The 24745-nt window shown below is 72.4% G+C and carries 19 protein-coding genes; 12 read left to right on the top strand and 7 right to left on the bottom strand.

Going from position 1 to position 24745, the window contains the following annotated elements; genetic code table 11:
* Positions 1-2: 2 nt before the first annotated feature.
* Both ACNF49_RS20570 and ctaD read right to left on the bottom strand, forming a co-directional pair.
* Positions 3-2753: an immune inhibitor A domain-containing protein gene (locus ACNF49_RS20570; protein WP_482944706.1), complete on the bottom strand. Its 2751-nt coding sequence runs from the start codon at positions 2751-2753 to the stop codon at positions 3-5.
* 213 nt (positions 2754-2966) lie between these two features.
* Positions 2967-4667 (bottom strand): aa3-type cytochrome oxidase subunit I, encoded by a 1701-nt coding sequence (gene ctaD, locus ACNF49_RS20565; RefSeq protein ID WP_482944705.1) that lies wholly within the window; start codon positions 4665-4667, stop codon positions 2967-2969.
* 185 nt (positions 4668-4852) lie between these two features.
* Between ctaD and ACNF49_RS20560 the strand changes: the two genes are divergently transcribed.
* A complete protein-coding gene (locus ACNF49_RS20560; RefSeq protein WP_357964552.1) occupies positions 4853-6058 on the top strand; it encodes an aspartate aminotransferase type Ic in 1206 nt (401 codons plus the stop codon).
* On the opposite strand, the gene ACNF49_RS20555 is transcribed toward ACNF49_RS20560, so the two are convergent.
* Positions 6055-6627, bottom strand: coding sequence for a hypothetical protein (locus ACNF49_RS20555; RefSeq protein ID WP_498702764.1), 573 nt, complete (start codon positions 6625-6627; stop codon positions 6055-6057). The genes ACNF49_RS20560 and ACNF49_RS20555 overlap by 4 nt on opposite strands.
* Before the next feature lie 52 nt (positions 6628-6679).
* Here ACNF49_RS20555 and ACNF49_RS20550 point away from each other — a divergent pair, with 52 nt between their 5' ends.
* From ACNF49_RS20550 to ACNF49_RS20520, 7 genes are all read left to right on the top strand, one after another.
* A complete protein-coding gene (locus tag ACNF49_RS20550; RefSeq protein WP_357964554.1) occupies positions 6680-8041 on the top strand; it encodes an FAD-binding oxidoreductase in 1362 nt (453 codons plus the stop codon).
* Positions 8042-8203: 162 nt separating this feature from the next.
* A complete protein-coding gene (locus ACNF49_RS20545; protein ID WP_482944703.1) occupies positions 8204-10636 on the top strand; it encodes a serine/threonine protein kinase in 2433 nt (810 codons plus the stop codon).
* Between the two features lie 60 nt (positions 10637-10696).
* On the top strand, positions 10697-11326 hold the full coding sequence (locus tag ACNF49_RS20540) for a TetR/AcrR family transcriptional regulator (protein WP_357964558.1): 630 nt from the start codon (positions 10697-10699) through the stop codon (positions 11324-11326).
* A 53-nt stretch (positions 11327-11379) separates the two neighbouring features.
* Positions 11380-12912, top strand: coding sequence for an acyl-CoA carboxylase subunit beta (locus ACNF49_RS20535; protein WP_357992812.1), 1533 nt, complete (start codon positions 11380-11382; stop codon positions 12910-12912).
* On the top strand, positions 12909-14789 hold the full coding sequence (locus ACNF49_RS20530; protein ID WP_482944702.1) for an acetyl/propionyl/methylcrotonyl-CoA carboxylase subunit alpha: 1881 nt from the start codon (positions 12909-12911) through the stop codon (positions 14787-14789). Before ACNF49_RS20535 ends, ACNF49_RS20530 begins: the two co-directional genes overlap by 4 nt.
* A complete protein-coding gene (locus tag ACNF49_RS20525) occupies positions 14786-15547 on the top strand; it encodes an enoyl-CoA hydratase-related protein (protein WP_357964562.1) in 762 nt (253 codons plus the stop codon). Before ACNF49_RS20530 ends, ACNF49_RS20525 begins: the two co-directional genes overlap by 4 nt.
* Complete coding sequence (locus ACNF49_RS20520; protein WP_482944701.1) at positions 15547-17280, top strand: acyclic terpene utilization AtuA family protein; 1734 nt, start codon at positions 15547-15549, stop codon at positions 17278-17280. The genes ACNF49_RS20525 and ACNF49_RS20520 overlap by 1 nt, the downstream gene beginning before the upstream one ends.
* On the opposite strand, the gene ACNF49_RS20515 is transcribed toward ACNF49_RS20520, so the two are convergent.
* Positions 17206-18111 carry an ROK family protein gene (locus ACNF49_RS20515; protein WP_357964566.1) on the bottom strand — a complete coding sequence of 302 codons (906 nt, stop codon included), beginning with the start codon at positions 18109-18111 and terminating at the stop codon, positions 17206-17208. The two genes, ACNF49_RS20520 and ACNF49_RS20515, sit on opposite strands and share 75 nt — an antisense overlap.
* A 193-nt stretch (positions 18112-18304) precedes the next feature.
* Between ACNF49_RS20515 and ACNF49_RS20510 the strand changes: the two genes are divergently transcribed.
* The 4 genes from ACNF49_RS20510 to ACNF49_RS20495 all read left to right on the top strand — a co-directional run bounded on the left by ACNF49_RS20510 (position 18305) and on the right by ACNF49_RS20495 (position 20912).
* Positions 18305-19318: a phosphotransferase family protein gene (locus ACNF49_RS20510; RefSeq protein WP_482944700.1), complete on the top strand. Its 1014-nt coding sequence runs from the start codon at positions 18305-18307 to the stop codon at positions 19316-19318.
* 86 nt (positions 19319-19404) lie between these two features.
* Positions 19405-19665 (top strand): hypothetical protein, encoded by a 261-nt coding sequence (locus tag ACNF49_RS20505; RefSeq protein WP_357964568.1) that lies wholly within the window; start codon positions 19405-19407, stop codon positions 19663-19665.
* 59 nt (positions 19666-19724) lie between these two features.
* A complete protein-coding gene (locus ACNF49_RS20500) occupies positions 19725-20576 on the top strand; it encodes a helix-turn-helix domain-containing protein (RefSeq protein WP_357964569.1) in 852 nt (283 codons plus the stop codon).
* 69 nt (positions 20577-20645) lie between these two features.
* Entirely contained in the window at positions 20646-20912 is a 267-nt protein-coding gene (locus ACNF49_RS20495; RefSeq protein ID WP_352320256.1) for a hypothetical protein, read from the top strand.
* A gap of 1 nt (position 20913) precedes the next feature.
* Here ACNF49_RS20495 and ACNF49_RS20490 read toward each other — a convergent pair whose 3' ends face one another.
* From ACNF49_RS20490 to ACNF49_RS20480, 3 genes are all read right to left on the bottom strand, one after another.
* Positions 20914-21531, bottom strand: coding sequence for a TetR/AcrR family transcriptional regulator (locus ACNF49_RS20490; protein ID WP_357964572.1), 618 nt, complete (start codon positions 21529-21531; stop codon positions 20914-20916).
* A gap of 74 nt (positions 21532-21605) precedes the next feature.
* Positions 21606-23603, bottom strand: coding sequence for a glycosyltransferase family 39 protein (locus tag ACNF49_RS20485; RefSeq protein ID WP_482944699.1), 1998 nt, complete (start codon positions 23601-23603; stop codon positions 21606-21608).
* On the bottom strand, positions 23600-24739 hold the full coding sequence (locus ACNF49_RS20480; RefSeq protein WP_498702760.1) for a bifunctional glycosyltransferase family 2/GtrA family protein: 1140 nt from the start codon (positions 24737-24739) through the stop codon (positions 23600-23602). The genes ACNF49_RS20485 and ACNF49_RS20480 overlap by 4 nt, the downstream gene beginning before the upstream one ends.
* Positions 24740-24745 lie beyond the last annotated feature (6 nt).

Here is a 24745-nt window from a genome sequence, read left to right as displayed (position 1 = left end):
CGCTACTTCTTCGGCGGGACGACCTGGACGATGGCGCCCAGGTTGCCCGGCAGCGGGCTGATCAGCTTGAACTGCACGCCCAGCGCCTTGCCCTCGTCGCCGGGGTTGCCCGAGCCGGCGACGTGGCCGTCGCCGAGGTCGGTCCCGTACAGCTCGGTGGCGGGGGTGCCGTCCAGGTGCACCACGCGGGTGCTGTACGGCTGGTCGCCCTTGCTCGGCACCACCGTGGAGGCGTCGAAGTCACGGTAGTAGAGCGAGCCGTTCTGCAGCTCGAAGCCCGGAACCCAGGTCTTCGCGTCGGTGAAGTTCGGCACGCCCTTGAGCGCGGGGACGTTGGTGCAGTACTCGCTGAACGGCTCGTCCGGCGCCTCCAGGCACTCCTTCAGCGGGTAGGTCTTGTTGAAGGAGAACGCCGCGTTCGAGGACTGCGTACGGCCTTCCAGGTTCTTGTGCCTGGTCGGGTCCTTCTCGGCGGCGGTGCCGGTGCGGCGCAGCGGGTCGTAGTGCGAGTCCACGACCAGCAGGCTGCCCTTGGAGCCGATGCTCGGCGGCAGGGTCAGGTTGTTGACCACCGAGTTGTTGGTGAAGGTCGAGTCGCGGTACCAGACCAGCAGGCCGGGCGCGTTGTACTTGACCTTCTCGACCTTCCACGCCCCGTCGCGGGAGTAGTTGGTGTCGTAGGCGTACTGCAGGCCCTTGTCGAAGCCGTCGAAGTTGCGCCACTCGGCGAGGTAGAAGCGGGAGATCTCGCGCGAGCCGTTGTTGACGGTCCAGCCCTGGCCGCTGGTGTTGGTGAAAGTGCCGCCGGTGGCCTTCCAGCCGTTGTCGCCGTTCTCGACGTCGTCGCTCCAGACGGCGGTGCCGCCGTTGGTGAGCGAGAAGTCGTCGGCGTGCCAGCCGCGCGGCTCGAAGGCGGCGTCGGTGTTGTAGGTCAGGCGCAGCTTGATCGACTGCCCGGCGTACGGCGTCAGGTTGACGTAGTCGTGCCGCCACTGGCCGCCGGTGTCACCGGTGAGCCCGTACTTCTTGTTGCCGAACGTCTTGAGGTTCTTGTTCGGGTCGGGGTAGCCGTCGGGGGTGGTGACCTCGGTGCCGGCCTCGTCGTAGACCTTGAGCTGGGTCCAGGTCTGGCCGCCGTCGGTCGAGACCTCCACGAAGCCGAAGTCCCAGTCCTGCTCGATCTCGTAGTTGTTCCACATCCAGAACCGCACGTCGGAGCCCGCGGGCACCGGGACGTCGCGGGTCAGGGTCTGGTTGGCCCAGTCCTGGTCCAGGTTGGACCACCAGGCCTTGGTGCCGCTGTGCGGGTCGATCATCTTCAGCGGCGTGGAGGCCAGGTTCACCCGGACGCCGTCCTCGGTGAGCTTGGGCGTGCGCGAGGACTGCCCGACCGTGACGAGCCTGCTGGCGTCACCCGGGTTGAACGTCTTCGGGTTGGCCCAGCCGAGCACCCACTTGTCCCACAGGCCCATGTGCGTGGGCATGGACTGGAAGATGGGGCCGGAGTGGGAGCCGCTGGACATCAGGTCCCAGAAGTCCACCGCGGAGCTGGCCTGGCCGCTGGTGTCGTACAGGTCGGGCAGGCCCAGGTCGTGGCCGTACTCGTGGGCGAAGACGCCGACGCCGGAGTCCTCGGGCTGCACGATGTAGTTGGAGATCTTCTTGTCGCTGCCGGGGATCTTGTAGCCGCCCGCGACCGCGCTGGAGTGCGCCCAGATGGCGTAGGTGCCCTCGGCGCCGCCGTCGGAGGACTTGTCCTTGCCGGCGTGCACCATCACCAGGTGGTCGATGACGCCGTCGGGCTCGTTGAAGTTGCCGTCGCCGTCGGAGTCGGCCACGTCCTCCAGGTCGTAGTCCGCCCACGGGAAGTTCGGCTGGGCCGCGGCCAGGGCGTTGACCGTGTCGATGGCGAGCTGGCCCGCGCCGGTCGGGTTGCTGGGGTGACCCGACATGTCCTGCGGCTGCCCGCCGCAGGCCGCGGCGCCGTAGTACGCCTCGGAGTGGGGGGCCTTGATCCAGCCGACGGCCGAGCCGGTGACGGAGTAGGCGCCCTTGGACAGCTCCTCGTACATCTTCTTCATCGTGAAGCCGGAGATGTCGATGCCGGGCTTGCCGTCGCGCGGGTCCTTGAGGTCCTTGCGCACGCGCTCGGTGATGCCCTTGTCGCTGTAGAGCATCTTGTTGAAGTGGTCGGTGCTGAAGTCCTTGAGCCAGAAGGAGTTGTTGTCCTTCTGCGGCAGCGTCGCCGGGTCGGGGATGTTGTTGTGCAGCGGGCCGTTCTTGAGCGTGCCCGGCGGCTCGACCACGCAGTCGTCCGGCGGGCTGTCGGTGGTGCGCAGCCGGTTGAAGCCGGAGAAGTCGTCGTTCGCCTGCTCGTTGAACTCGACCAGGACGGTGAGGAGCTTGGCGGTCTTGACCTGCTTGGAGTTCTTGAAGATCCATTCAGCCGGGTTGCGGCCGGTCCTGATCGCCTGGTTCTCGCGGGCGGCGAGGACGCGGGCCGCGGCGGGGTTCCCGCTGACGAACTTCCTGTCGAACTTCTCCGCCGGTGAGAGCGAACGGGCCTTGCCCTTGTTCAGGCCGGGTTCCTGCGGCTCCTTCTCGACCCGCGGGGGAGCGTAGTTGATGTAGTAGTCCGCCGCCGAGGGCTGGTAGCTGGCCACTGACGTGGCCTGGGCCGCCGGGACGGTCAGCGCGGCGCCGAGAAGGGCGACCGCCGGGAACACGACTAACAGGCGCTTTGAGCTTGGCACCAGGTACCCTCTCTGCCCGGGGTCGCCGGGCGCATGGCCATAGGGTGTGCAATGCCGGACGCTAGAGGGTGGATAAACGGGTCGTAAAGTACGTTGTTGAAATGTGATCAAACTACGACATTTTGACCAACAGAATTGCTGCGGCGGCATCGCCCGCAATGGCCTCGCATAAACCGAACAACGCGATCTTGAAACGCCGGATCTCCCGGAAGGTCAGTCGGCGGCGAGCACCGGCGGCGGCTGCTGCTCGGGGCCGGTGTCCGGCTCCACCGCGGGCGTCGCGTCCTCGTGCGGGTAGTGCAGGTCGAACGCGGGCCGCTCGGAGCGGATCGGCGGCATGCTGGTGAAGTTGTGCCGCGGCGGCGGGCAGGAGGTCGCCCACTCCAGCGAGTTGCCGTAGCCCCAGGGGTCGTCGAGCGTGACCCTGGGCGCGTGCCTGGCCGTCCTGTACACGTTGTAGAGGAACGGCAGCGTCGAGGCGCCGAGCAGGAACGCCCCGGCCGAGGAGATCTCGTTGAGCGCGGTGAAGCCGTCGGCCGGGCTGTAGTCGGCGTACCGGCGCGGCATGCCGAGCTGGCCGAGCCAGTGCTGGACGAGGAACGTGGTGTGGAAGCCGGCGAACAACGTCCAGAAGTGCACCTTGCCGAGCCGGTCGTCCAGCATCTTGCCGGTCATCTTCGGCCACCAGAAGTAGAAGCCGGAGAACATGGCGAACACGACCGTGCCGAAGACCACGTAATGGAAGTGGGCGACGACGAAGTAGGTGTCGCTGATCTGGAAGTCCAGCGGCGGCGAGGCCAGGATGACGCCGGTCAGCCCGCCGAGCAGGAACGTGACCAGGAACCCGACGGCGAACAACATCGGCGTCTCGAACGACAGATGGCCGCGCCACATCGTGCCGATCCAGTTGAAGAACTTCACCCCGGTCGGCACCGCGATCAGGAACGTCATGAACGAGAAGAACGGCAGCAGCACCTGCCCGGTCGCGAACATGTGGTGCGCCCACACGGTCATCGACAGCCCGGCGATGGCGATGGTGGCCCCGATCAGGCTCATGTAGCCGAAGATGGGCTTGCGGCTGAACACCGGGATCACCTCGGTGATGATCCCGAAGAACGGCAGCGCGATGATGTAGACCTCGGGATGGCCGAAGAACCAGAACAGGTGCTGCCACAGCAGCGGCCCGCCGTTCGCGCCGTCGAAGACGTGCGTGCCGAGCTTGCGGTCCGACTCCAGCACCAGCAGCGCGGCGGCCAGCACGGGGAAGGCCATCAGCACGAGCATGCTGGTCAGCAGCACGTTCCAGGTGAACAGCGGCAGGCGGAACATGGTCATGCCCGGGGCGCGCATGCCGATGATCGTGGAGATGAAGTTGACCGCGCCGAGGATCGTGCCGAGGCCGGACATCACCAGGCCCATGATCCACAGGTCGCCGCCGACCTGCGGCGAGTGGATGGCCGACGACAGCGGCGTGTAGGCGAACCAGCCGAAGTCGGCGGCCCCGCCCGGGGTGAGGAAGCCCGCCAGCACCATGAGCCCGCCGAACAGGAACAGCCAGTACGCCACCGCGTTCAGCCGGGGGAAGGCCACGTCGGGCGCGCCGATCTGCAGCGGCATGACCACGTTGGCGAACCCGGCGAACAGCGGCGTGGCGAACAGCAGCAGCATCACCGTGCCGTGGATGGTGAACAGCTGGTTGTACTGCTGCTGGCTGAGCACCTGCATGCCGGGCTGCGCCAGCTCGGCCCTGATCAGCATGGCCATGACGCCCGCGACGAGGAAGAAGCCGAAGGAGGTGATCAGGTAGAGGTACCCGATGACCTTGTGGTCGGTCGTCGAGAGCCAGGAGGCGATGACGGTCCCGGTACGGCGGCGCCTGACCTGCTCGATCGAGGTGTCCCGAACAGTCGCCACGGCTGCTCCCTCCTTCGCGGAGTTGTGCCTGCCCCGATGTCCTCCATTCCACTCCGGCGATCGCCGGACGGGAAGCGCTTCTTTAGAACGTCTTTGAACCGGTGTCCCACATGCCGGGCGATTACCGGACCCCTTGTGGATTTCTTCTATCCTTTGGACCGAACCGACCTCGGAGGAGAGATCTCGTGACCGCACAGAGTGACTACGCCGCCCTCGTCCAGCGGGGGCTCTCGCTCGACCTCACCCGGGGCAAGCCGTCACCGCGCCAGCTCGATCTCTCCGACGGCATGCTCGGGCTGCCCACCTCCGTCAGGGCCGCCGACGGCACCGACGGCCGCAACTACGGCAACCTCCAGGGCCTGCCCGAGCTGCGCGAGATCTTCGCGCCGCTGGTCCAGGTGCCCGCCGGGCAGCTCGTCGTGGGCGGCAACTCCAGCCTGACGCTGATGCACGACACGATCGTGCACGCGCTGCTGTCGAAGGTGCCGGGGGCCGAGCGCCGCTGGGTCGAGGAGCCGGAGATCACGTTCCTGTGCCCGGTGCCCGGCTATGACCGGCATTTCACCATCTGCGAGCGGCTCGGCATCAAGATGACGGCCGTCCCGATGAACGCCGACGGCCCCGACATGGACGTCGTGGAGCGCCTGGTCGCCGCGGACCCGGCGGTCAAGGGCATCTGGTGCGTGCCGAAGTACAGCAACCCGTCCGGCGTCACCTACAGCGACGAGACCGTGCGCAGGCTGGCCGCCATGCCGACGGCCGCCCCCGACTTCCGGATCATGTGGGACAACGCCTACGCCGTCCACCACCTCACCGACACGCCGGACGAGCTGGCCGACCTGCTCGCGCTGGCGGCCGAGCACGGCAACGCCGACCGCGTGTTCGTCTACGCCTCCACCTCGAAGGTGACGTACGCGGGCTCGGGCGTGTCGTTCTTCGGCTCCTCGCCGGCGAACGTGGAGTGGTTCCTCGCCAACACCGCCAAGCAGTCCATCGGCCCCGACAAGCTCAACCAGCTCCGGCACGTGGAGTTCCTGCGCGACGCCGCGGGCGTGGCCGCGCACATGCGGCGGCACGCCGAGCTGATCGGGCCGAAGTTCGAGCTGGTCGACAAGGTGCTGACCGAGCGGCTCGGCGGCCTGGCCACCTGGACCAGCCCGCGCGGCGGCTACTTCATCAGCCTGGAGGTGCCGCACGCCGCCGAGGTCGTGGCCAGGGCCAAGGCCGCGGGCATCGCGCTCACCCCGGCCGGCGCCACCCACCCCTACGGCCAGGACCCGGCCGACCGCACGATCCGCATCGCCCCCACCTTCCCCGAGCTGGACGAGCTGGAGCAGGCCATCGAGGGCCTGGCCGTCTGCGTCCGCCTGGTGGCGGAGGAGCGCGGCTAGATCGCCCGGCCCCGGAAGCCGAAGATGTACTCGCGCGTCTCGCCCGGATGGAACGAGACGCCGACCCCCGGCTCGAACGCGACGTTGTCGCGGGCGCAGTAGTACAGCCGTTCCCACACGGCCAGCGCCTTCTCCCGGGCCGGGGCCTCGGCGTGGTCGCGCCTGCGGGCGCCGCGCGCGCCGAGCACGAACAGCAGCCCGAGCCCCCAGAACAGCCCGGTGAGGCAGAACGGCGCGAGCAGCACCTCGTTCCACTGCGAGTCCTTGCCCATCGCGATCACCAGTGACACGACGAGGTGCACCAGGGCCGCCACGCCGAGCATGATCCACCCCTGGTTCCTCGCCCAGGGCGTGTAGTGGCGGCTGGGGAACGACATCCACACCGCGAGCTGCGTACGGCTCATGACGTGCTTCGACGCGCCCATCGACGGCGCGGTCGGCAGGTCGGCGACCTCGCGCTGGCCGGGCAGCCTGACCCTTCCGATCCGGTATGTCGTCCCCGAGGCGACCGCGCCCGGAACCGAGACGAGCTGGTCAGCCTGCGTACATACCGGGCACCTGACTTCCACCCAGGGCAGTCTGGCCTTAAGGAACGGTCCGCGCAAACCGTAAGGTGCAGGTGTGAGACCGATTGATGCCCTGGTGAACTCGCTGTCCGAAGCTCGCGTGCTGACCGACCCGGACGTGATCGACTCCTACGCCCGCGACCGCACGTTCGTCGAGCCGGGCAAGCCGCTCGGCGTGGTGCTCGCCGCCTCGCGCGAGGACGTGGTGACGACCCTGCGGTGGGCCACCGAGCACCGGGTTCCGGTCGTGCCGCGCGGCGCCGGCACGGGCCTGGCGGGCGCGGCCACCGCCGGCGACGGGACGATCGTGTTGTCGCTGGCCAGGATGACGGCCATCAGGGAGCTCTCGCCCGCCGACGAGATCGCCGTGGTGGAGCCGGGCGTCATCACCGCCGACCTCGACCGCGCCGCCCGCGAGCACGGGCTCATGTACGCGCCGGACCCCTCGTCGTACGAGATCTCCACGATCGGCGGGAACCTGGCCACCAACGCCGGCGGCCTGCGCTGCGTGAAGTACGGCGTCACCAGGGACGCCACGCTCGGCCTCGAGGTCGTGCTGGCCGACGGGCGGATCCTGAACACCGGCCGGCGCACGATGAAGGGCGTCACCGGCTACGACCTGACCGGGCTGTTCGTCGGCTCGGAGGGCACGCTGGGCGTGATCACCGCGGCCACCGTGCGGCTGCGGCGGGCGCCGGCCGCGCCGCCGGCCACGTTCGCCGCCGAGTTCGGGTCGCTGCGCGAGGCGGGCGCGGCCGTGTCGGCGATCATGGCCGCGGGCTGCCAGCCCTCGCTGATGGAGCTGCTGGACCGGGCCACGCTGGAGGCCATCGACGACTGGCGCAACATCGGGCTCGAACCGGCCACGCAGGCCATGCTGATCGGCCAGTCCGACGCCACCGACGGCCAGGCCGTGGCCGCCCGCATGGAGCGGCTCTGCCTGGACAACGGCGCCTCGTTCGTGGCCGTCTCCACAAGCCCGCAGGAGACCGAGGAGCTGGTCGGGCTGCGCAGGATGGCCTACCAGGCCAAGGAACGGCTGGGGGCGTGCCTGGTCGAGGACGTGTGCGTGCCGCGCTCGGCGCTGCCCGAGATGATCACGGCGATCGAGGCGGCGGCGGTCCGGCACGGCGTGCGGATCTGCACGGTCGCCCACGCCGGCGACGGCAACCTGCACCCGGTCTTCATCTTCGAGCACGGCACCGCCGAGCCGCCCGCGCAGGTGTGGGCCGCGGCCGACGAGGTGTTCCGGCACGCGTTGTCGCTCGGCGGCACGCTGACCGGCGAGCACGGCGTGGGCGTGCTGAAGCGGCGCTGGCTGGGGCTGGAGTCCGGGCCGGTGGCGGCCGAGGTGCAGCAGGGCATCAAGGCGGTCTTCGACCCGCTGGGCATCATGAATCCGGGCAAGGCCATCTGAATTTGCCAAGCCGTGACCTTGGGCTCCGGCACGGACACGACCTGCGACGAAACACTGACATGTCCCGTCAAAAGGTGGAAGTTAGTTAGAGGTCCGGCAGACGCCCCACATGTCACGCTGGTAGCGTTTTGCCCCATCTGTTGGTTGTGATGGGGGTCCGACGTGAATCAGTTCCAGCCGTTGGCGGCGGACGACCCGCGGCGGCTGGGGGCGTACGACATCGTCGCCCGGCTCGGCGAGGGTGGTCAAGGCGTCGTCTATCTGGGCAAGAGTGACTCAGGTGACCAGGTCGCCGTCAAGCTGCTGCACAACGCCCTCGTGGCCGACGCCGACGCGCGGACCAGGTTCCTGCGCGAGGTGGCGGTGGCGCAGCGGGTCGCCCGGTTCTGCACCGCGCCCGTCCTCCACGCCGACCTGGACGGGAGCCGCCCGTACATCGTGAGCGAGTACGTGCCCGGCCCCTCGCTGCGCGAGCTCGTCATCAACGAGGGCCCGCGGCGGGGCGCGGCGCTGGAACGGCTCGCGATCAGCACGGCCACCGCGCTGGCGGCCATCCACCGGGCCGGGATCCTGCACCGCGACTTCAAGCCCGCGAACGTGCTCATGGGCCCCGAGGGGCCGGTCGTGATCGACTTCGGCATCGCCCGTGCGCTGGACTCCCCCGGCGCGACGGCCACGGGGATGGCGATGGGGACGCCGTCGTACCTGGCGCCGGAGCAGCTCAGCGGGGCCGCCGTGTCCGAGGCCGCCGACGTCTTCGCGTGGGGCGTCACGATGGTGTACGCGGCCACCGGCAAGCCCGCGTTCGGGGCGGACTCGATCCCCGTGGTGATGAACCGCATCCTGAACGAGGAGCCGCAGCTCGGCGGGATGGAGGGCGAGCTCGCCGCGCTGGTGGGCCTGTGCCTGTCGAAGGACCCGGCGCAGCGGCCGAGCGCCGACGAGCTGATCGTCCGGCTCACGGGCCAGCCCGCTCCCAAGGCCGCCATCGAGCCGGTCACCGGCGCGACCGCCACCCCGGCCGTGCCCCACCAGGCCGGCCCGGCGACCGGCGGGACGCACGCGGGGGTCTCCGGTGCGGCGCAGGACGCCTACCCCGGTCCCTGGACCCAGCCCACCGGCACCAACGCCGTACCCCGGCAGCCCGGTCCCGACAACCGTCCCGCCCCCGGCGTCCCGCAGGGACCGGCGGGCGGCCCCCAGGGCGCGGCTGGCCCTCAGGGTGCGGCGGGCGGCCCTCAGGGCGCCCCGACCGGCCCGACCGGCCCCGGCGCGCCAGGCGTCCCCCACGCGGGCGCGATGCCCGGCGCCGCCCAGGGCGGCCCCCACGCAGGCGTCCCGCAGGCCGGAGCCCCTGGCGTCCCGCAGGGCGGCGTTCCCGGCGGTCCGCACACGCCGGGCGGGCACCAGACGGGCGCCCCCCACGGCGGCGCCCCCGGCGCGCCTCACGGCGGCACGCCCGGCGGTCCTCAGAGCGGCGTTCCCGGCGGCCCCCAGAGCGGCGGTCCTCAGGGCGTTCCCGGCGTTCCTCAGGCCAACGGCATGGGCGGTCCGGCCGCGCAGGCCGGTGCGATGGGCGGTCCGGGCGCGCAGGGCGCGGTGCCGCACGGGCACCCGCACGGCGGCATGCCGGGCGCTCCTCAGGCGGGGCACCCCGGTCAGGCGGGGCACCCCGGTGGCCCCCAGGCGGGGAACGCGGGGGCGACCAGGGTCGGCGGTCCCGGCGGTCCGCAGGGCGGGTCGTCCGGCGAGGCGTCCGGCGGAGCGCCGGACAAGCAGCGGCGGACGCTGACGCTCGCCCTCTCCGGCGCGGCCGCCGCCGCGCTGCTGGTGGTGGCCGGCGCCGTCGTGGTGCAGGCCAACAGCGACAAGGTCGCCGTGACGACCACCGGCAACGGCTCCCAGAACCCCGCCGGCGACGGACAGGGCGCCGGGCAGCCCGAGCCGCCGGTCGCCGAGGTGACCCCGGACCCGATCCTCACGGCGGAGACCGGCGAGCCCGTCCCCACGCTGGACATCGGCCAGGCCGAGCCGCCCAAGAAGGTCAAGCACACCAAGGACCCCGTCATCACGGTCCCGAACCCGGTGACGACCGTGCCGCCGCCCCACCCCGCCACCAAGAGCCCCACCCCCAAGCCCACCCCCACCAAGAAGAAGAAGCCCACCGGGCTGATCAACGGCGAGGAGCAGCCGACGGTCTCCCCGTCCTCCGGCCCTACGACGGAGGTCCCGGCCAAGAGGCCGGCGGCGACCAAGCCCTCGCCCAAGCCGAACACCTACAACGTGGTGACCGTCTGCGGCTCCGGCTACAAGGTGATCGACAAGCACGCGCTGGGCACCTCGGCCACGATCTACCTGCTCTACAACACCGGCGCGGGCAAGAACTGCGTGGTCACGATGTCGAAGCTGGTCTATCCCGGCAAGGTCTCCATGAACGCCACCCTCCAGGTCAAGGACGGCGCGAGCGGCGGCAACCCGGGCAAGTTCACCGCGTACGCGGGCCCGGTCCGGCTGGCGGCCGTGAAGAAGTGCGTGATCTGGGGCGGTTCGTGGAACTCGCTGAGCTGGAAGTCCGGCTGGAGCCACTGCACCTGACGTGACGGCGCGCGGCGGGACCCCTTCCTTCCGCGCGTCCCGCTCGCTACGGTGACTGACGTGATCGTCAGGTCCCTGACCCTGCGCGGCAAGCGCACCCGGGCCACGTTGCTCGCGGCCGGGCGTGAGGCGTTCGAGGAGCACGGGTATGACGCCGTGCGGATCGACGACGTGTGCGCGCGGGCCGGGGTCTCCCACGGCACCTTCTACACGTACTTCGACTCCAAGGAGTCGCTGTTCGGGGAGGTGGCGCAGACGGTGGTCGGCGAGATGTTCGCGGCGAGCGCGGTCGGCGACGCCGCCTCCGGCGACCCGTACGCCCGCATCGAGGCGGCCAACCGCCTCTACCTGCGGGCCTGGGCGGCCAACTCGCGCCTGGTCCGCATGGTGGAGCACGCCGCCGACGCCGACGCCCGCTTCGGGCGGCTGGTGCTGGAGCTGCGCGAGGCGTTCGTCCGGCGCGGCGCCGACGGGCTGCGCCGGCTGCAGGAGCAGGGCCTGGCCGACCCCTCGCTCGACCCGCGGCTGACGGCCGTCATGCTGGGCGGCATGGTCGAGCACTTCGCCCACGTGTGGCTGGATCTCGGGGAGCGGGCCGGCGAGCAGGACGCCGTCGACCACCTGACCCGGCTGTGGGCGCGGGCCATCGGGCTGACGCCCGCGTCGACTTCGCGACAGGAGGCCCCGTGATCAGGAGCCGGCTCGATCCGCACGGCGCCGAGCATCTGGCCCGGCGCGCGGCCATGCTCGCCAAGCTGGCCGAGCTCGACGCCGAGCACGCCAAGGCGGTGGCCGGCGGCGGCGAGAAGTACGTCGAGCGCCACCGCCGGCGCGGCAAGCTGCTCGCCAGGGAGCGCGTCGAGCTGCTGATCGACCCCGACTCGCCGTTCCTGGAGCTGTCGCCGCTGGCCGCTTGGGGCAGCGAGTTCCAGGTGGGCGCGGGCATGGTGACCGGCATCGGGGTGATCGAGGGCGTCGAGTGCCTGATCACCGCGAACGACCCCACGGTCAGGGGCGGCGCGTCCAACCCGTGGACGCTGCGCAAGTCGCTGCGCGCGGCCGACATCGCGCTGGCCAACCGGCTGCCGTACGTCAACCTGGTCGAGAGCGGCGGCGCCGACCTGCCGACGCAGAAGGAGATCTTCATCCCGGGCGGCCGGATCTTCCGCGACCTGACGCGGCTGTCGGCGGCGGGCGTCCCGACGGTGGCGCTGGTCTTCGGCAACTCCACGGCCGGCGGCGCGTATGTGCCCGGCATGAGCGACTACGTGGTGATGGTCCGCGACCGCGCCAAGGTGTTCCTGGGCGGGCCGCCGCTGGTGAAGATGGCCACCGGCGAGGAGTCCGACGACGAGTCGCTGGGCGGCGCCGAGATGCACGCCAGGACCAGCGGCCTGGCCGACTACCTGGCCGAGGACGAGCACGACGCGCTGCGCATCGGCCGCGCCGTCGTGCGCTCGCTCAACTGGCGCAAGCAGGGCGTGGCGCCGCTGCCCGCCCGCGAGCCCGCCTACCCGGCCGACGAGCTGCTGGGGATCGTCCCGGAGGACCTGAAGATCCCCTTCGACCCGCGCGAGGTGATCGCCCGCGTGGTGGACGGCAGCGAGTTCGAGGAGTTCAAGCCCCTGTACGGCCCCTCGCTGGTCACCGGCTGGGCGCGGGTCCACGGTTACCCGGTGGGGGTGCTGGCCAACGCGCGCGGGGTGCTGTTCAGCCAGGAGTCGCAGAAGGCCACCCAGTTCATCCAGCTCGCGAACCAGTCGCGCACGCCGCTGCTGTTCCTGCAGAACACCACCGGCTACATGGTGGGCAAGGACTACGAGCAGGGCGGCATCATCAAGCACGGCGCCATGATGATCAACGCCGTGTCGAACTCGACCGTGCCCCACCTGACCGTCGTCATGGGCGCCTCCTACGGCGCCGGCAACTACGGCATGTGCGGGCGCGCCTACGACCCCCGTTTCCTGTTCAGCTGGCCGAGCGCCAAGTCGGCGGTGATGGGCCCGGCCCAGCTCGCCGGGGTGCTGTCGATCGTCGGGCGGGCCGCGGCGCAGGCCAGGGGGCAGGTCTACGACGAGGAGGCCGACGCGGCGATGCGTGCCATGGTGGAGTCCCAGATCGAGGCGGAGTCGTTGCCGTTCTTCCTGTCGGGGCGGCTCTACGACGACGGGGTGATCGACCCGCGCGACACCCGTACGGTGCTGGGGATGTGCCTGTCGGCGATCAACAGCGCGCCGGTGCCGCCCGCGGCGGGGTTCGGGGTGTTCCGCCCGTGATCACCCGTCTGCTCGTGGCCAACCGGGGCGAGATCGCCCGCCGGGTCTTCCGCACCTGCCGCTCGCTCGGCGTCTCCACGGTCGCCGTCTTCTCCGACGCCGACTCCGGCGCGCCGCACGCCCGCGAGGCCGACCTCGCCGTCCGCCTGCCGGGCTCCCATCCGGCCGAGACCTACCTGGCGGTGGAGCGGATCATCGAGGCGTGCCGGGCCTCGGGCGCCGACGCGGTGCACCCCGGCTACGGGTTCCTGTCGGAGAACGCCGCGTTCGCGCGGGCCGTGCTGGACGCCGGGCTCACGTGGGTGGGGCCGCCGCCCGAGGCGATCGAGGCGATGGGGTCGAAGGTCGCGGCGAAGCGGCTGATGGCCGAGGCCGGGGTGCCGGTGCTGCCCTCGCTCGACCTGGCCGCGCCGGGCGGGTTCCCGCTGCTGGTGAAGGCGTCCGCGGGCGGGGGCGGGCGCGGGATGCGGATCGTCAGGCACGCCGGTGAGCTGGCCGCCGAGGTGGAGTCGGCGCGGCGGGAGGCCGAGGCGGCCTTCGGCGACGGCGCCGTGTTCGCCGAGCCGCTGCTGGAGGCCGCCCGGCACGTCGAGGTGCAGGTGCTGGCCGACGGGCACGGCACGGTGTGGGCGTTGGGCGAGCGGGAGTGCAGCGTCCAGCGCAGGCATCAGAAGGTCGTCGAGGAGTGCCCGTCGCCGGGGATCTCGGAGCGCACCCGCGAGCGGCTGTGCGCGGCGGCCGTGCGCGCGGCCCGGCGGATCGGCTACGTCGGGGCCGGCACGGTGGAGTTCCTGGTCAAGGGCGAGCGGGTGGCGTTCCTGGAGATGAACACCCGGCTCCAGGTCGAGCATCCGGTCACCGAGCTGGTGTTCGGCGTCGACCTCGTCCGACTGCAGCTGGAGGTGGCCGAGGGCGCGGCGCTGCCGCCCGGGCCGCCCGCGCCGCGCGGCCACGCGATCGAGGCGCGGCTGTACGCCGAGGACGCCGCCTACGTGCCGCAGACGGGCGTGTTGCGCCGGTTCGAGGTGCCGGGGGACGTCCGGGTCGACTCGGGCGTCGAGTCCGGGTCGCGGGTGTCGCCGCACTACGACGCGATGCTGGCCAAGATCGTCGCGTACGGCGCGACGCGGGCGGAGGCGGCGCGGAAGCTGGCCGCGTCCCTGCGCGGGGCCCGGCTGCACGGCCTCACCACCAACCGCGACCTGCTGCTGGACGTCGTGACCAGCCCGGCCTTCCTGGCGGGCGAGACGAACACCGCCTTCCTCTCCCCCGGCGGCCCGCTGTCGGCGCCGTCGTCCCCGCCTTCCGGCGACAGCGGCCTGCCGGCGCTGGCCGCCGCGCTCGCCATGGCCGCCGCGCACCGGCGCGACGCCTCCGTCCTGGCCGGGCTGCCCGCCGGCTGGCGCAACGTGCGCTCGCAGCCCGCCCGCGCCCGCTTCGAGGAGGCCGACGTCGTCTACGACCCGCTGCCCGCGGGCGTCGGGGTGGTCTCCGCGCGGCCGGAGGAGGTGGTCCTGGAACGCGACGGCCTGCGGCGGACGTTCCAGGTCGCCCGGTACGACGGCGACGAGCGCGTCTACGTCGACTCCGCCATGGGCGCGGCCGTGCTGACGCCGGTGCCGCGCCTGCCCGAGCCGGTCGAGCACGTCGCCCCCGGCTCCCTGCTCGCGCCCATGCCGGGCAGCGTGCTGCGGGTCGAGGTGGCCGAGGGCGACACGGTGGCCCGCGGCCAGCCGGTCCTGGTGCTGGAGGCGATGAAGATGGAGCATCGCATCGCCGCCCCGGCGGGCGGCGTGGTGTCGGACGTACGCGTCGAGAAGGGACAGCAGGTCGAAGCCGGGGCCGTGCTGGCGATCATCCAGGAGGAGACCACATGACGAGCCTGGTGCACAGGGAGCTGGCGGAGGGCGTGGCCACCGTCACGCTCGACTCGCCGGCCAACCGCAACGCGTTGTCCAGGCGGCTGCTGGCCGAGCTGGCCGAGCACCTGCGCTGGGCGCTGGCCGAGCCGGGGGCCCGGGTGATCGTGCTGACCGGCACGGGCCCGGTGTTCTGCTCGGGCGCCGACCTGAAGGAGCAGCGCGGCGACGCGGACGCGCCGGTGACGGCGTCCTTCCCGGAGATCATGACGCTGCTCTGGGAGAGCCCGAAACCGGTGATCTGCCGCCTGAACGGCACGGCCCGCGCGGGCGGGCTCGGCCTGGTCGCCGCGTGCGACTTCGCGATCGCGCCGGACACGGCGTCGTTCGCGTTCACCGAGGTGCGGCTCGGGGTGGTGCCCGCCATGATCTCGGTGCCCGTGCTGCGCAGGCTCGACCCGCGGGCGGCGGCCGAGTACTTCCTGACCGGCGAGGTGTTCGACGCCGCCACGGCGGCCCGCATCGGCCTGCTGACCAGGGCCGTCCCGCAGGACGAGCTCGACGCGACCGTGCACCACTACGCGGGGATGCTGGCCAGGGGTGGCCCCGAGGCGCTGGCCATCACCAAGCGGCTGGTGCGGGAGGTCCCGGCGGTGTCGTTCGAGGAGGGCCTGCGGCGGATGAGCGAGCTGTCGGCCGAGCGGTTCACCTCGGCCGAGGGGCAGGAGGGCATCGCGGCGTTCATGGACAAGCGCCCGCCCAAGTGGGTGCCGTGATGGCGCTGCGCGTCGCGAACTGCAGCGGTTTCTACGGCGACCGGCTCTCGGCGGCCAGGGAGATGGTCGAGGGCGGCCCGATCGACGTGCTCACCGGCGACTGGCTGGCCGAGCTGACCATGCTCATCCTGGCCGGCAACCGGCTCAAGGGCCGCCCCGGCTACGCCCCCACGTTCCTGCGCCAGCTCGAGGACGTGCTCGGCCCGTGCCTCGACCGCGGCATCAAAATCGTGACGAACGCGGGCGGCCTCGATCCGGCCGGGTGCGCCGAGGCCGTGCACGAGCTGGCCGCCCGGCTGGGCCTGTCCCCCAAGGTCGCCCACGTGACCGGCGACGACCTCATGGGCCGCCCGCTCGACCTGGTCCACGCCGACACCGGCGAGCGCGCGCCGGCCGCGCCGCTGACCGCCAACGCCTACCTCGGCGGCCGTCCCATCGCCGCCGCGCTGACGGCGGGCGCGGACGTCGTGGTGACCGGCCGCGTGACGGACGCCGCCCTGGTCACCGGCCCCGGCATCTGGCGGTACGGGTGGGGCCCCGGCGACCTCGACCCGCTGGCCGGCTCGGTCGTCGCGGGCCACGTCATCGAGTGCGGCTGCCAGGCCACGGGCGGCAACTACGCCTTCTTCCAGGACGTGCCCGACCTGGCCCACTGCGGCTTCCCCATCGCCGAGCTGCGCGCCGACGGCTCGGCCGTGATCACCAAGCATCCGGGCACGGGCGGCCTGGTCTCGGTCGGCACGGTCACCGCGCAGCTCGTCTACGAGCTGGGCGGCCCGCGCTACCTGGGCCCCGACGTGGTGGCCAGGTTCGACACGATCACGCTCTCGGACGACGGCCCCGACCGGGTGCTGATCTCCGGCACGCGGGGCGAGCCGCCGCCGGACACGCTCAAGGTCGCCGTCAACTACCCGGCCGGCTACCGCAACACGATGACGCTCGTCCTGACCGGCCTGGACGTCGAGGCCAAGGCGCGGGTCGCCGAGGAGGCCGTCTGGGCGCGGGTGCCGCGCGAGACCTTCGACCAGGTGGACGTGACGCTGACGGACGCGGGCCTGCTGCGGATCACCGTCATGGACGCCGACCGGCGCACGGCGGGCCGGGTCTTCTCCTCGGCCGTCGTGGAGACGGGCCTGTCCAGCTACCCGGGCTTCCACGGCCTCACCCCGCCCGGCGACGCCTCCCCGTACGGGGTGTACTGGCCGGTCCTGGTGCCGGCCTCGCAGGTGCGCCCGCGGGTCTTCCTGGACGGCGTGGAGCTGCCCGCCCAGGAGGAGCCTCCGGTCCCCGCGGGCGGGCATGCCCCCGAGCCGCCCGCGCCGCCCGCGCCGCCGACCGGACCGCCGGTTCCGGCGCCGCCCGCCGGGCCTGCCGTACGCGTGCCCCTGGGCCGGGTGGCGGGGGCGCGCTCCGGCGACAAGGGCGGCGACGCCAACCTCGGCGTCTGGGCCGCGACCGACGAGCAGTACGCCTGGCTGGCGGCCACCCTCACCGCCGACCGGCTCACGTCCCTGCTGCCGGAGCTGGCCGCCCACCGCGTCGAGCGGCACGAGCTGCCCAACATCAGGGCGCTCAACTTCGTCGTGCACGGGCTGCTGGGCAGGGGCGTGGCGGCCAGCCCGCGCATGGATCCGCAGGCCAAGGCCCTGGGCGAGGAGCTACGCGCCCAGGTGGTCGACGTGCCCGCCGCCCTGCTCCCCCAGCGCCCGCAGGCCGAGCAGCCCGGCGCCTAGCAGGCCCGCGTCCACGCCGAGCGCCGACACCCGCACCTCGGGCGCGGGGCGGAAGGCGAGCCGCGCGGCCAGCCGGGCGCGCAGCGGGGTCAGCAGGGCGTCCCCGGCCAGCGACAGGCCGCCGCCGATGACGACCACCGCGGGGTCCAGCACCAGCGTGTACGTGGCCAGGGCCAGCGCCAGCGCCTCCACGGCCTCCGACCACACGCGGGCGGCCGGCTCGTCCCCGGCGGCGGCCCGGCGGACGACGTCCTCGGCGGAGGTCTCGCCGGCGCGGGCGGCGACGGAGGCGGCCGAGGCGTAGGCGGACAGGCAGCCGCGCTGCCCGCACGGGCACGGGAGCCCGCCTGGGCGCACCGGGATGTGCCCGATCTGCCCGGCCCAGCCGGCGGCGCCGCCGTACAGGGAGCCGGTCAGGACGACGGCTCCGGCGATGCCGGTGCCGATGGGCAGGTACAGCGCGTCGGGGGCGGCCGATCCGTACGCCAGCTCCGCCTCGCCGGCCGAGCGCACGTCGTGGCCGAGGGAGAGGGGGAGCGTCCCGCCGGTGAAGGCCGCGGCGGGCACGTCCCGCCAGCCGAACGCGGCCGAGAAGACCGCCCGCCCGGACGCGACCAGGCCGGGCACGGCCAGGCCCACGGCCGCCGGGCGCAGCGGGGCGCCGTCGACGGTCCGCGGCGCGCTCAGGTCGGCGACGAAGGCGGAGATCGCCGCGATCACGCGTTCCGGCCCCTCGGTGCGGGGGGTGGGACGGCGTTCCCGGTAGAGGATGCCGCCGTCCTGGGCGATCAATCCGCCCTTGAGGGTTGTCCCGCCCACATCGACTGCCACAACACACGTCATCCACCCATGTTCCCCCAAGGAGGGATGATGTCCGCCATGACGCTGCGCCGCCTGACGGCGTCAGCATCGCCGACGGCGGCCACGCCCACCGGCGGGACGACGGCGGCGCCCTGGGTTGACCGGGCGTCGGGGGCTCTCGTAGGTTGAAGCCTCCAGAATATCGTTCTGTCAAAGGGCGGCCATGACCTCCACCCACATCGACGTCAGCGCCATCGACCTCGACGACCTCGGCGCGTGGATGGACGCCGAAGGGCTGCCCGGCGGGGAGATCACGGAGGTCGCGCCGATCCCGGGCGGCACCCAGAACGTCATGGTCCGCCTCGAACGCGGCGGCCGGCCGTACGTGCTGCGCAGGCCGCCCCTGCACGCGCGGGCCAGGAGCAACGAGGTGCTGCGGCGCGAGGCGCGGCTGCTGGCGGCGCTGAGCGGCACGGCGGTGCCGGCGCCGCGGCTGGTGGCCGCGCAGACCGCCCGGGAGCCGGTGTTCTACCTGATGGAGCCGGTGGCCGGGTTCAACCCCTCGACCGGGCTGCCCGAGCCGCACGCCTCCGACGCGGCGATCCGGCACCGGATGGGCCTGGAGGCCGCCGCCGCGCTGGCCGAGCTGGGCCGGGTCGATCCGGCGGTGCTGCCCGGGTTCGGCCGCCCCGAGGGCTTCCTCGACCGGCAGGTGCCGCGCTGGCTGAAGGAGCTCGACTCCTACGGCGAGCTCGACGGCTACCCCGGCCCCGACATCCCCGGCCTCGACGCCACCGCCGACTGGCTGACCCGCCACCGGCCGTCCGCGTTCGTCCCGGGGATCATGCACGGCGACTACCACTTCGCCAACCTGATGTTCGCCCTCGACGGGCCCCGGGTGGCGGCGATCGTCGACTGGGAGATGTGCACGATCGGCGACCCGCTGCTCGACCTGGGCTGGCTGCTGGCCACCTGGCCGGTGAACAACGGGCACGTGCCGGGGCTGCCGTCGGAACGGGAGCTGGTCGCGTACTACGCGGCGCTGTCGGAGCGCGACCTGTCGGCGATCGACTGGTACGCGGTGCTGGCCTGCTTCAAGCTCGGCATCGTGCTGGAGGGCACGCACGCGCGGGCGTTCGCCGGCAAGGCGCCCCGGGACATCGGCGACGTGCTGCACGCGACCACCCTCGGTCTCTTCGCCCGCGCCCACGACATCATGGAAGGCTTGTTGCGCTGAACCCGATGCGGGAAAAGGATCACGCCGGACGCCCAGATGCGTACAATTGCGCGCAATTGCATCTGGTATTCGGGGAAAGGATCGTCATGCGCATGCGGTTCCTCGGCTCCACCTCGGAGGCGGGCGCCTGCCCCACCCTGTACGAGACCGATCGCGGCACCATCGTCGTCCAGGGACTTCACGTCACCGACCCCGAGGCGCTCGCGGACCTCCGCGACGTGCTCGACGGCGAGGCCGCCGTCGAGGTGCCCCGCGAGCTCCTCACCGAGATCGCCCGCCGGGTCCTGGCCGACGGATCAGCCGGCGCCCGGCCCACCAGCGACGGGACACCGTCGGCAACCGCTTGATCACGATTGCGCGGCTGGGCCTGGCATGATCGGTGCCCGCGGAGCTAGCCTCTTGCCGCGTGACGTCCTATCAGCAGGCGCGCATCGACCTCGGCGGCCAGCTTCGCCAGCTGCGCGAGGCCGCCCACCTGTCGGGCAAAGACCTGGCCGAGCGGCTGCGCTGGCAGCCGTCCAAGGTCTCCCGCCTGGAGAACGCCAGGCAGACGGCGACCGAGGATGACGTGGTCGTGTGGGCGCAGGCCGTGGGGGCCGCGCCCGACACGACCGACGAGCTCATCAGGCAGGCCATCGCGCTGCTGGAGCGGCACGACGACTGGAAGCAGCGTCACCGCAGCGGCCTGGCCGCCATCCAGGAGGACATCCGCGACCTGGAGGCGCGCACCAAGCTGTTCCGCGTCTTCGAGCCCGGCATCGTCGTCGGCCTGCTGCAAACCTCCGAGTACGCCCGGCACGTGTTCCGCAAGGTCAAGCGCCTCTACAGCGCGGCCGACCAGATCGACGCGGCCGTCCGCGTGCGCATGCAGCGCCAGGAGATCCTCTACGACCGCACGCGCACGTTCCGGTTCGTGGTGCCGGAGTCGGCGCTGCGCAGCGCGCTGGCCCCCGCCGACGTCATGCGCGGCCAGCTCGACCGGCTGCTGGCCGTCAGCACGCTGCCCAACGTGGAGTTCGGGGTGATCCCCTTCGGCACCGAGCTGCCGTCCGCGCCGATCAACGGGTTCTGGATCTACAACGAGGCCATGGTGGGCGTCGCCACGATGACCAAGGACCTCGTGCTGCGCGACCCCGACGACATCGCCTTCTACGTGCGGGCCTTCGACGACTACGCCAAGGTGGCGGAGTTCGGCGAGCCGGGGCGAGAAGTCATCATCCGTATTCTTCGCGAATACCTGCAACAAACTCCACATTAACCTCAGCAATTGCTTGCCACCCGCAGCAAGATCGTGCAATTCTGTCGCGAGACGTTGCGGAGGTGACGCATGATGCTTGATACCGCGCTCTGCCTTGAGCGGTTCGCGTGGCACGCGGGCCGTCACGCCGATCTTTCGGTGCAGAATGTCGCGCTGGCCAGCGACCCGGCGTACGTGTCGGTGCGCAACCGGTTCTCCGCCACCCTGGCCGAGACGGTGACCTGCTCCGACGACGGCGCGTACATCACGTCGTGGGGCTACCGCCTCGGCACCGCCGAGGACGTCGAGTCGGCGGCGGCCCGCCTGGCCTTCCTGCTGGCCGCCCTGCCCGCCTGAGTCAGCCGAACCGCTCCACCGCGATGCCGGCCTCCCCGGCGGCGGCCGTGCGCGCGTGGGCCAGCAGCCGCGCCCTGTCGAGCACGTTGGGATGCAGGGTGTAGCGGATGATCAGGCCGTCGAGCATGGCGTCGATGCGCTCGGCCGCGCCCGCCGGATCGGCGCAGGCGAACTCCCCCGCGTCGGTGCCGGCCGACAACACCTGGGCCAGCGCGTCGAGCCAGGCCGTCTCCAGCTCCAGCATGATCGCGTTGACCGCGGGCTCGCGCAGCGCGGTGTTCCAGGCGTCGATCCAGAGCAGCCAGCTCTGGTCGGAGCGCGACTCGGGGATGTAGTAGCGCAGCACCCGGTCGAGGCGCTCCACCGCCGTGCCGGGGCCGTCGGCCAGCTCCTTGAGCCGGGCGCTCTCGATGTCGAGCGTGGCCCGCAGCATGGCGGTGATCAGCTCGTCCTTGGTCGCGAAGTGGTAGTGGATCAGGCCGCCGCTGACGTTGATGGACTTGGCGATGTCGGCGATGCGCGTGTTGGCCAGGCCGCGTTCGAGCACCACTCTGCGGGTGGCCTCGAGAAGCTCTGCTCTGCGCTGGTCGGCCTGATCGGCCCGGGTCGTACTCGCCACCCGATCAGCCTATAGCGCGCCGCGGGGACGGGCCCCGCGGCCGCCGTCGGTTCCGTCTTTCTCCCGTCTGTTCGTCAGCCGGCGCAGTCGTACAGGCCGGTGTGGCCGTCCACGGCCGCGCAGTTGGCGGTGACCCAGGCGGTCACCTCGGTGTCGCCGCCGCCGGGGCCGCCCCGGCCGCCGGGGAGCACGTACCTGAGCCGTCCCGAGGAGAGGAGCTCCCGGAGGCGGGGCACGGTCATGGCGGGGTCGGAGCCGGTGAAGCCGCCCATGGCGATCACCGGGCGGCGGGTGGCCAGGATGATCGAGGACGCCTGCTGGGCGCTGCCCACGGCCACCAGCCACGTCGCCCGGCCCTGGTTGGCGACCAGGTACTGCACCGTCGAGCCGGCCACGCCGCCGCCCATGAGACCGCGGCCCCGGGCGCCCGGCTGCCCCTGAGGCGGCTCGCCGTCCGGCTGCCCTTGAGGCGGCTCCGCGCCTGGCAGGTCGCCCGTACGGCCGCCGGGGAACTCGCCGACCGGTGGCGGGCCGCCGAAGCCGCCGGGGCCGCCCGTACGGCCCGTGGACGGGCCCGCCGTGGGGTTGGTCCCGTTCACCCGCGCCCCCAGCGGTGAGACGGCGTAGGCCGCCGGACCGGCGAGCCCCGCGACCAGAGCGGCCACCAACGCCACGACGGTTACCCGGCCCGCCATGCGCCCCCTGGCCGTCCCGAGCCCTGTCGCGGACCCTGCCACGGACCCTGTCACGAGCCCTGTCACGAGCGCCGCCACGGCCACTGCGGTCGCCCCGAGCACGACCCAGGCCAGCCACGGCAGCCACTCCGGCGTACGGCGCAGCACCACGAACGCCCACCCGCCGGTCACCGCGACCGCCGCGGGCAGCGCCCACGCCCAGCCCCGCGACCTGCGGTACGCCTGCCACATCACGCTCGCCCCCATGCCGGTCAGCGCGGCCACGGCGGGCGCCATCGCGGTCGTGTAGTAGGGGTGGAACGTGCCACTGGAGAAGCTGAACACGGCGTAGTGCACGACCAGCCAGCCGCCCCACAGCAGCCAGGCGGCCCCGTCGAAGGGGGTCCCGCGCACCCGCAGCAGCACGGCGAAGGCCAGCGCCACCGCGCAGAACGGCAGCAGCCAGGAGATCTGCCCGGCCAGGACGTCGTTGAACAGCCGCCCGGCCCCGGCCTGCCCGCCGAAGTTCGCGCCGCCGAACCCGCCGCCGGCCCGGTCCTGGCCGAAGATCCGGCCGAGCCCGTTGTAGCCGATCACCAGGTCCCGGACCGTGTTGTCGGTCGAGCCGCCGACGTAGGGCCGCGAGGCGGCGGGCCAGAGGTCGACGACCACCATCCACCAGGCGCTGGACACGACCAGCACGCCCCCGGCGGCCAGCAGGTGCCCCACCCGCCGGGCCAGGCCGTGGCGGGCGCACACCAGGTACGCCACCCCGAACGCCGGCACCACCAGGTACGCCTGCAACATCTTGGCGTTGAACCCGAGCCCCACGAACAGCGCGGCGAGCAGCAGCGGCCGCAGCCGGGCCGTGCGCAGCGACTCCAGGCAGAACCAGGCCGCCAGCACCAGCAGCAGCACGAGCACGGTGTCGGGGTTGTTGTCCCGGTTGATGGCCACCGTGATCGGGGTGAGCGTCATGACCACGGCCGCGACCAGCGCCGCGACGTGCCCCTGACGGGTGCGCCCGAAGGACCTGCGGACCGCCGAGTACACCGCCCCGACGGCCGCCACGCCGGCGAGGACCTGCGGCATCAGCATGCTGTACGTGCCGTAGCCGAAGATCCGCGCCGACAGCCCCATGACCCACAGCGCCAGCGGCGGCTTGTCCACCGTGATGAAGGACCCGGCGTCGATCGCGCCGAAGAAGAACGCCTTCCAGCTCCGCGTGCCCGACAGGACGGCGGCGGCGTAGTACTCGTTGGCGTCCCCGCTGAGCGCCCAGGCGTACAGGACGAAGGCGGCGGCCAGCACCGTCCACATCGCGGGCCGCGACCAGCGCGGGTCGCCCGCGGCACCGGTCAGCGCGCGGACGCGGGCGGGCGCGGCGACGGCGGTCACCGCCCGCTCCTGCGCCTGGGGTTGAACACCCACACGCGCAGCAGCAGGAACCGGACGAGGGTGGCCGCCGCGTTGGCCGCGATGACCGCCACCAGTTCCACCCCGTGCGAGACCCCGCCGGGCAGCAGCGCGAGGCTCCCCGACGTCAGTGACAACCCCACCAGGAACGCGATCATGCCTTCGACCTGGTCGCGCAGCGCCCCGCCCGAGCCCTTGACCCCGAACGTGAAGCGGCGGTTGGCCGCCGTGTTGGCCACGGCCGTGACCAGCAGCGCGACCGCGTTGGCGAGCTGGGCGGGGACGACCTGCCGCGACATCGAGAACAGCGCCAGGTAGGCCAGCGTGCTGACCACGCCCACGATCGCGAACCTGGGCAGCTGCCTGGCCATCCCCTTCGGCAGCTCGGCCCGCCGCACCCGGGCGGGCATCGGCAGGCGCGCCGCGCCCGACAGGGTCTTGCGGGCCACCCTGGCCAGCCCGCGCAGGTCGTCGAGGGCGGTCCGCAGGATGTCCACGCGGCTGTCGGGGTCGTCCACCCAGTCGACGGGGACCTCGTGGATGCGCAGGCCGTGCCGCTCGGCCAGCAGCAGCAGCTCGGTGTCGAAGAACCACTGCTCGTCCTCGACGGCGGGCAGCAGCGCCTGCGCGATCTCCGTGCGCACGGCCTTGAACCCGCACTGCGCGTCGGAGAACCCGGCGCCCATCACCGAGCGCAGCAGCAGGTTGTACGAGCGGGAGATGAACTCGCGCTTGGGCCCGCGCTCCACCCGCGAGGCCCTGGCCAGGCGGGTGCCGATGGCCAGGTCGCTGTGGCCCGACAGCAGGGGGGCGACCAGCGGGAGGAAGGCGTCCAGGTCGGTGGACAGGTCGACGTCCATGTAGCTGACGACGTCGGCCTCGCTCGTGGACCAGACCTGGCGCAGGGCCCGGCCGCGGCCCTTCTCGTCGAGGTGCACGGCCCGTACCTGCGGCAGCTCACGGGCCAGCTCGGTGGCCAGCCGCCAGGTGTCGTCGGTGCTGGCGTTGTCGGCGACGGTGATGCGGAAGCCGTATGGGAACGTCGTGGCGAGGTAGTCGTGCAGCCGGGCGACGCTCTCGCGCAGCGCCCGCTGCTCATTGTGGACCGGGACGACCACCTCTAC

The sequence above is a fragment of the Actinomadura sp. ATCC 39365 genome (genome assembly GCF_054392275.1).
Note: the sequence above shows the minus strand (reverse complement) of the source record. Positions and strands in the feature narration are given on the sequence as shown.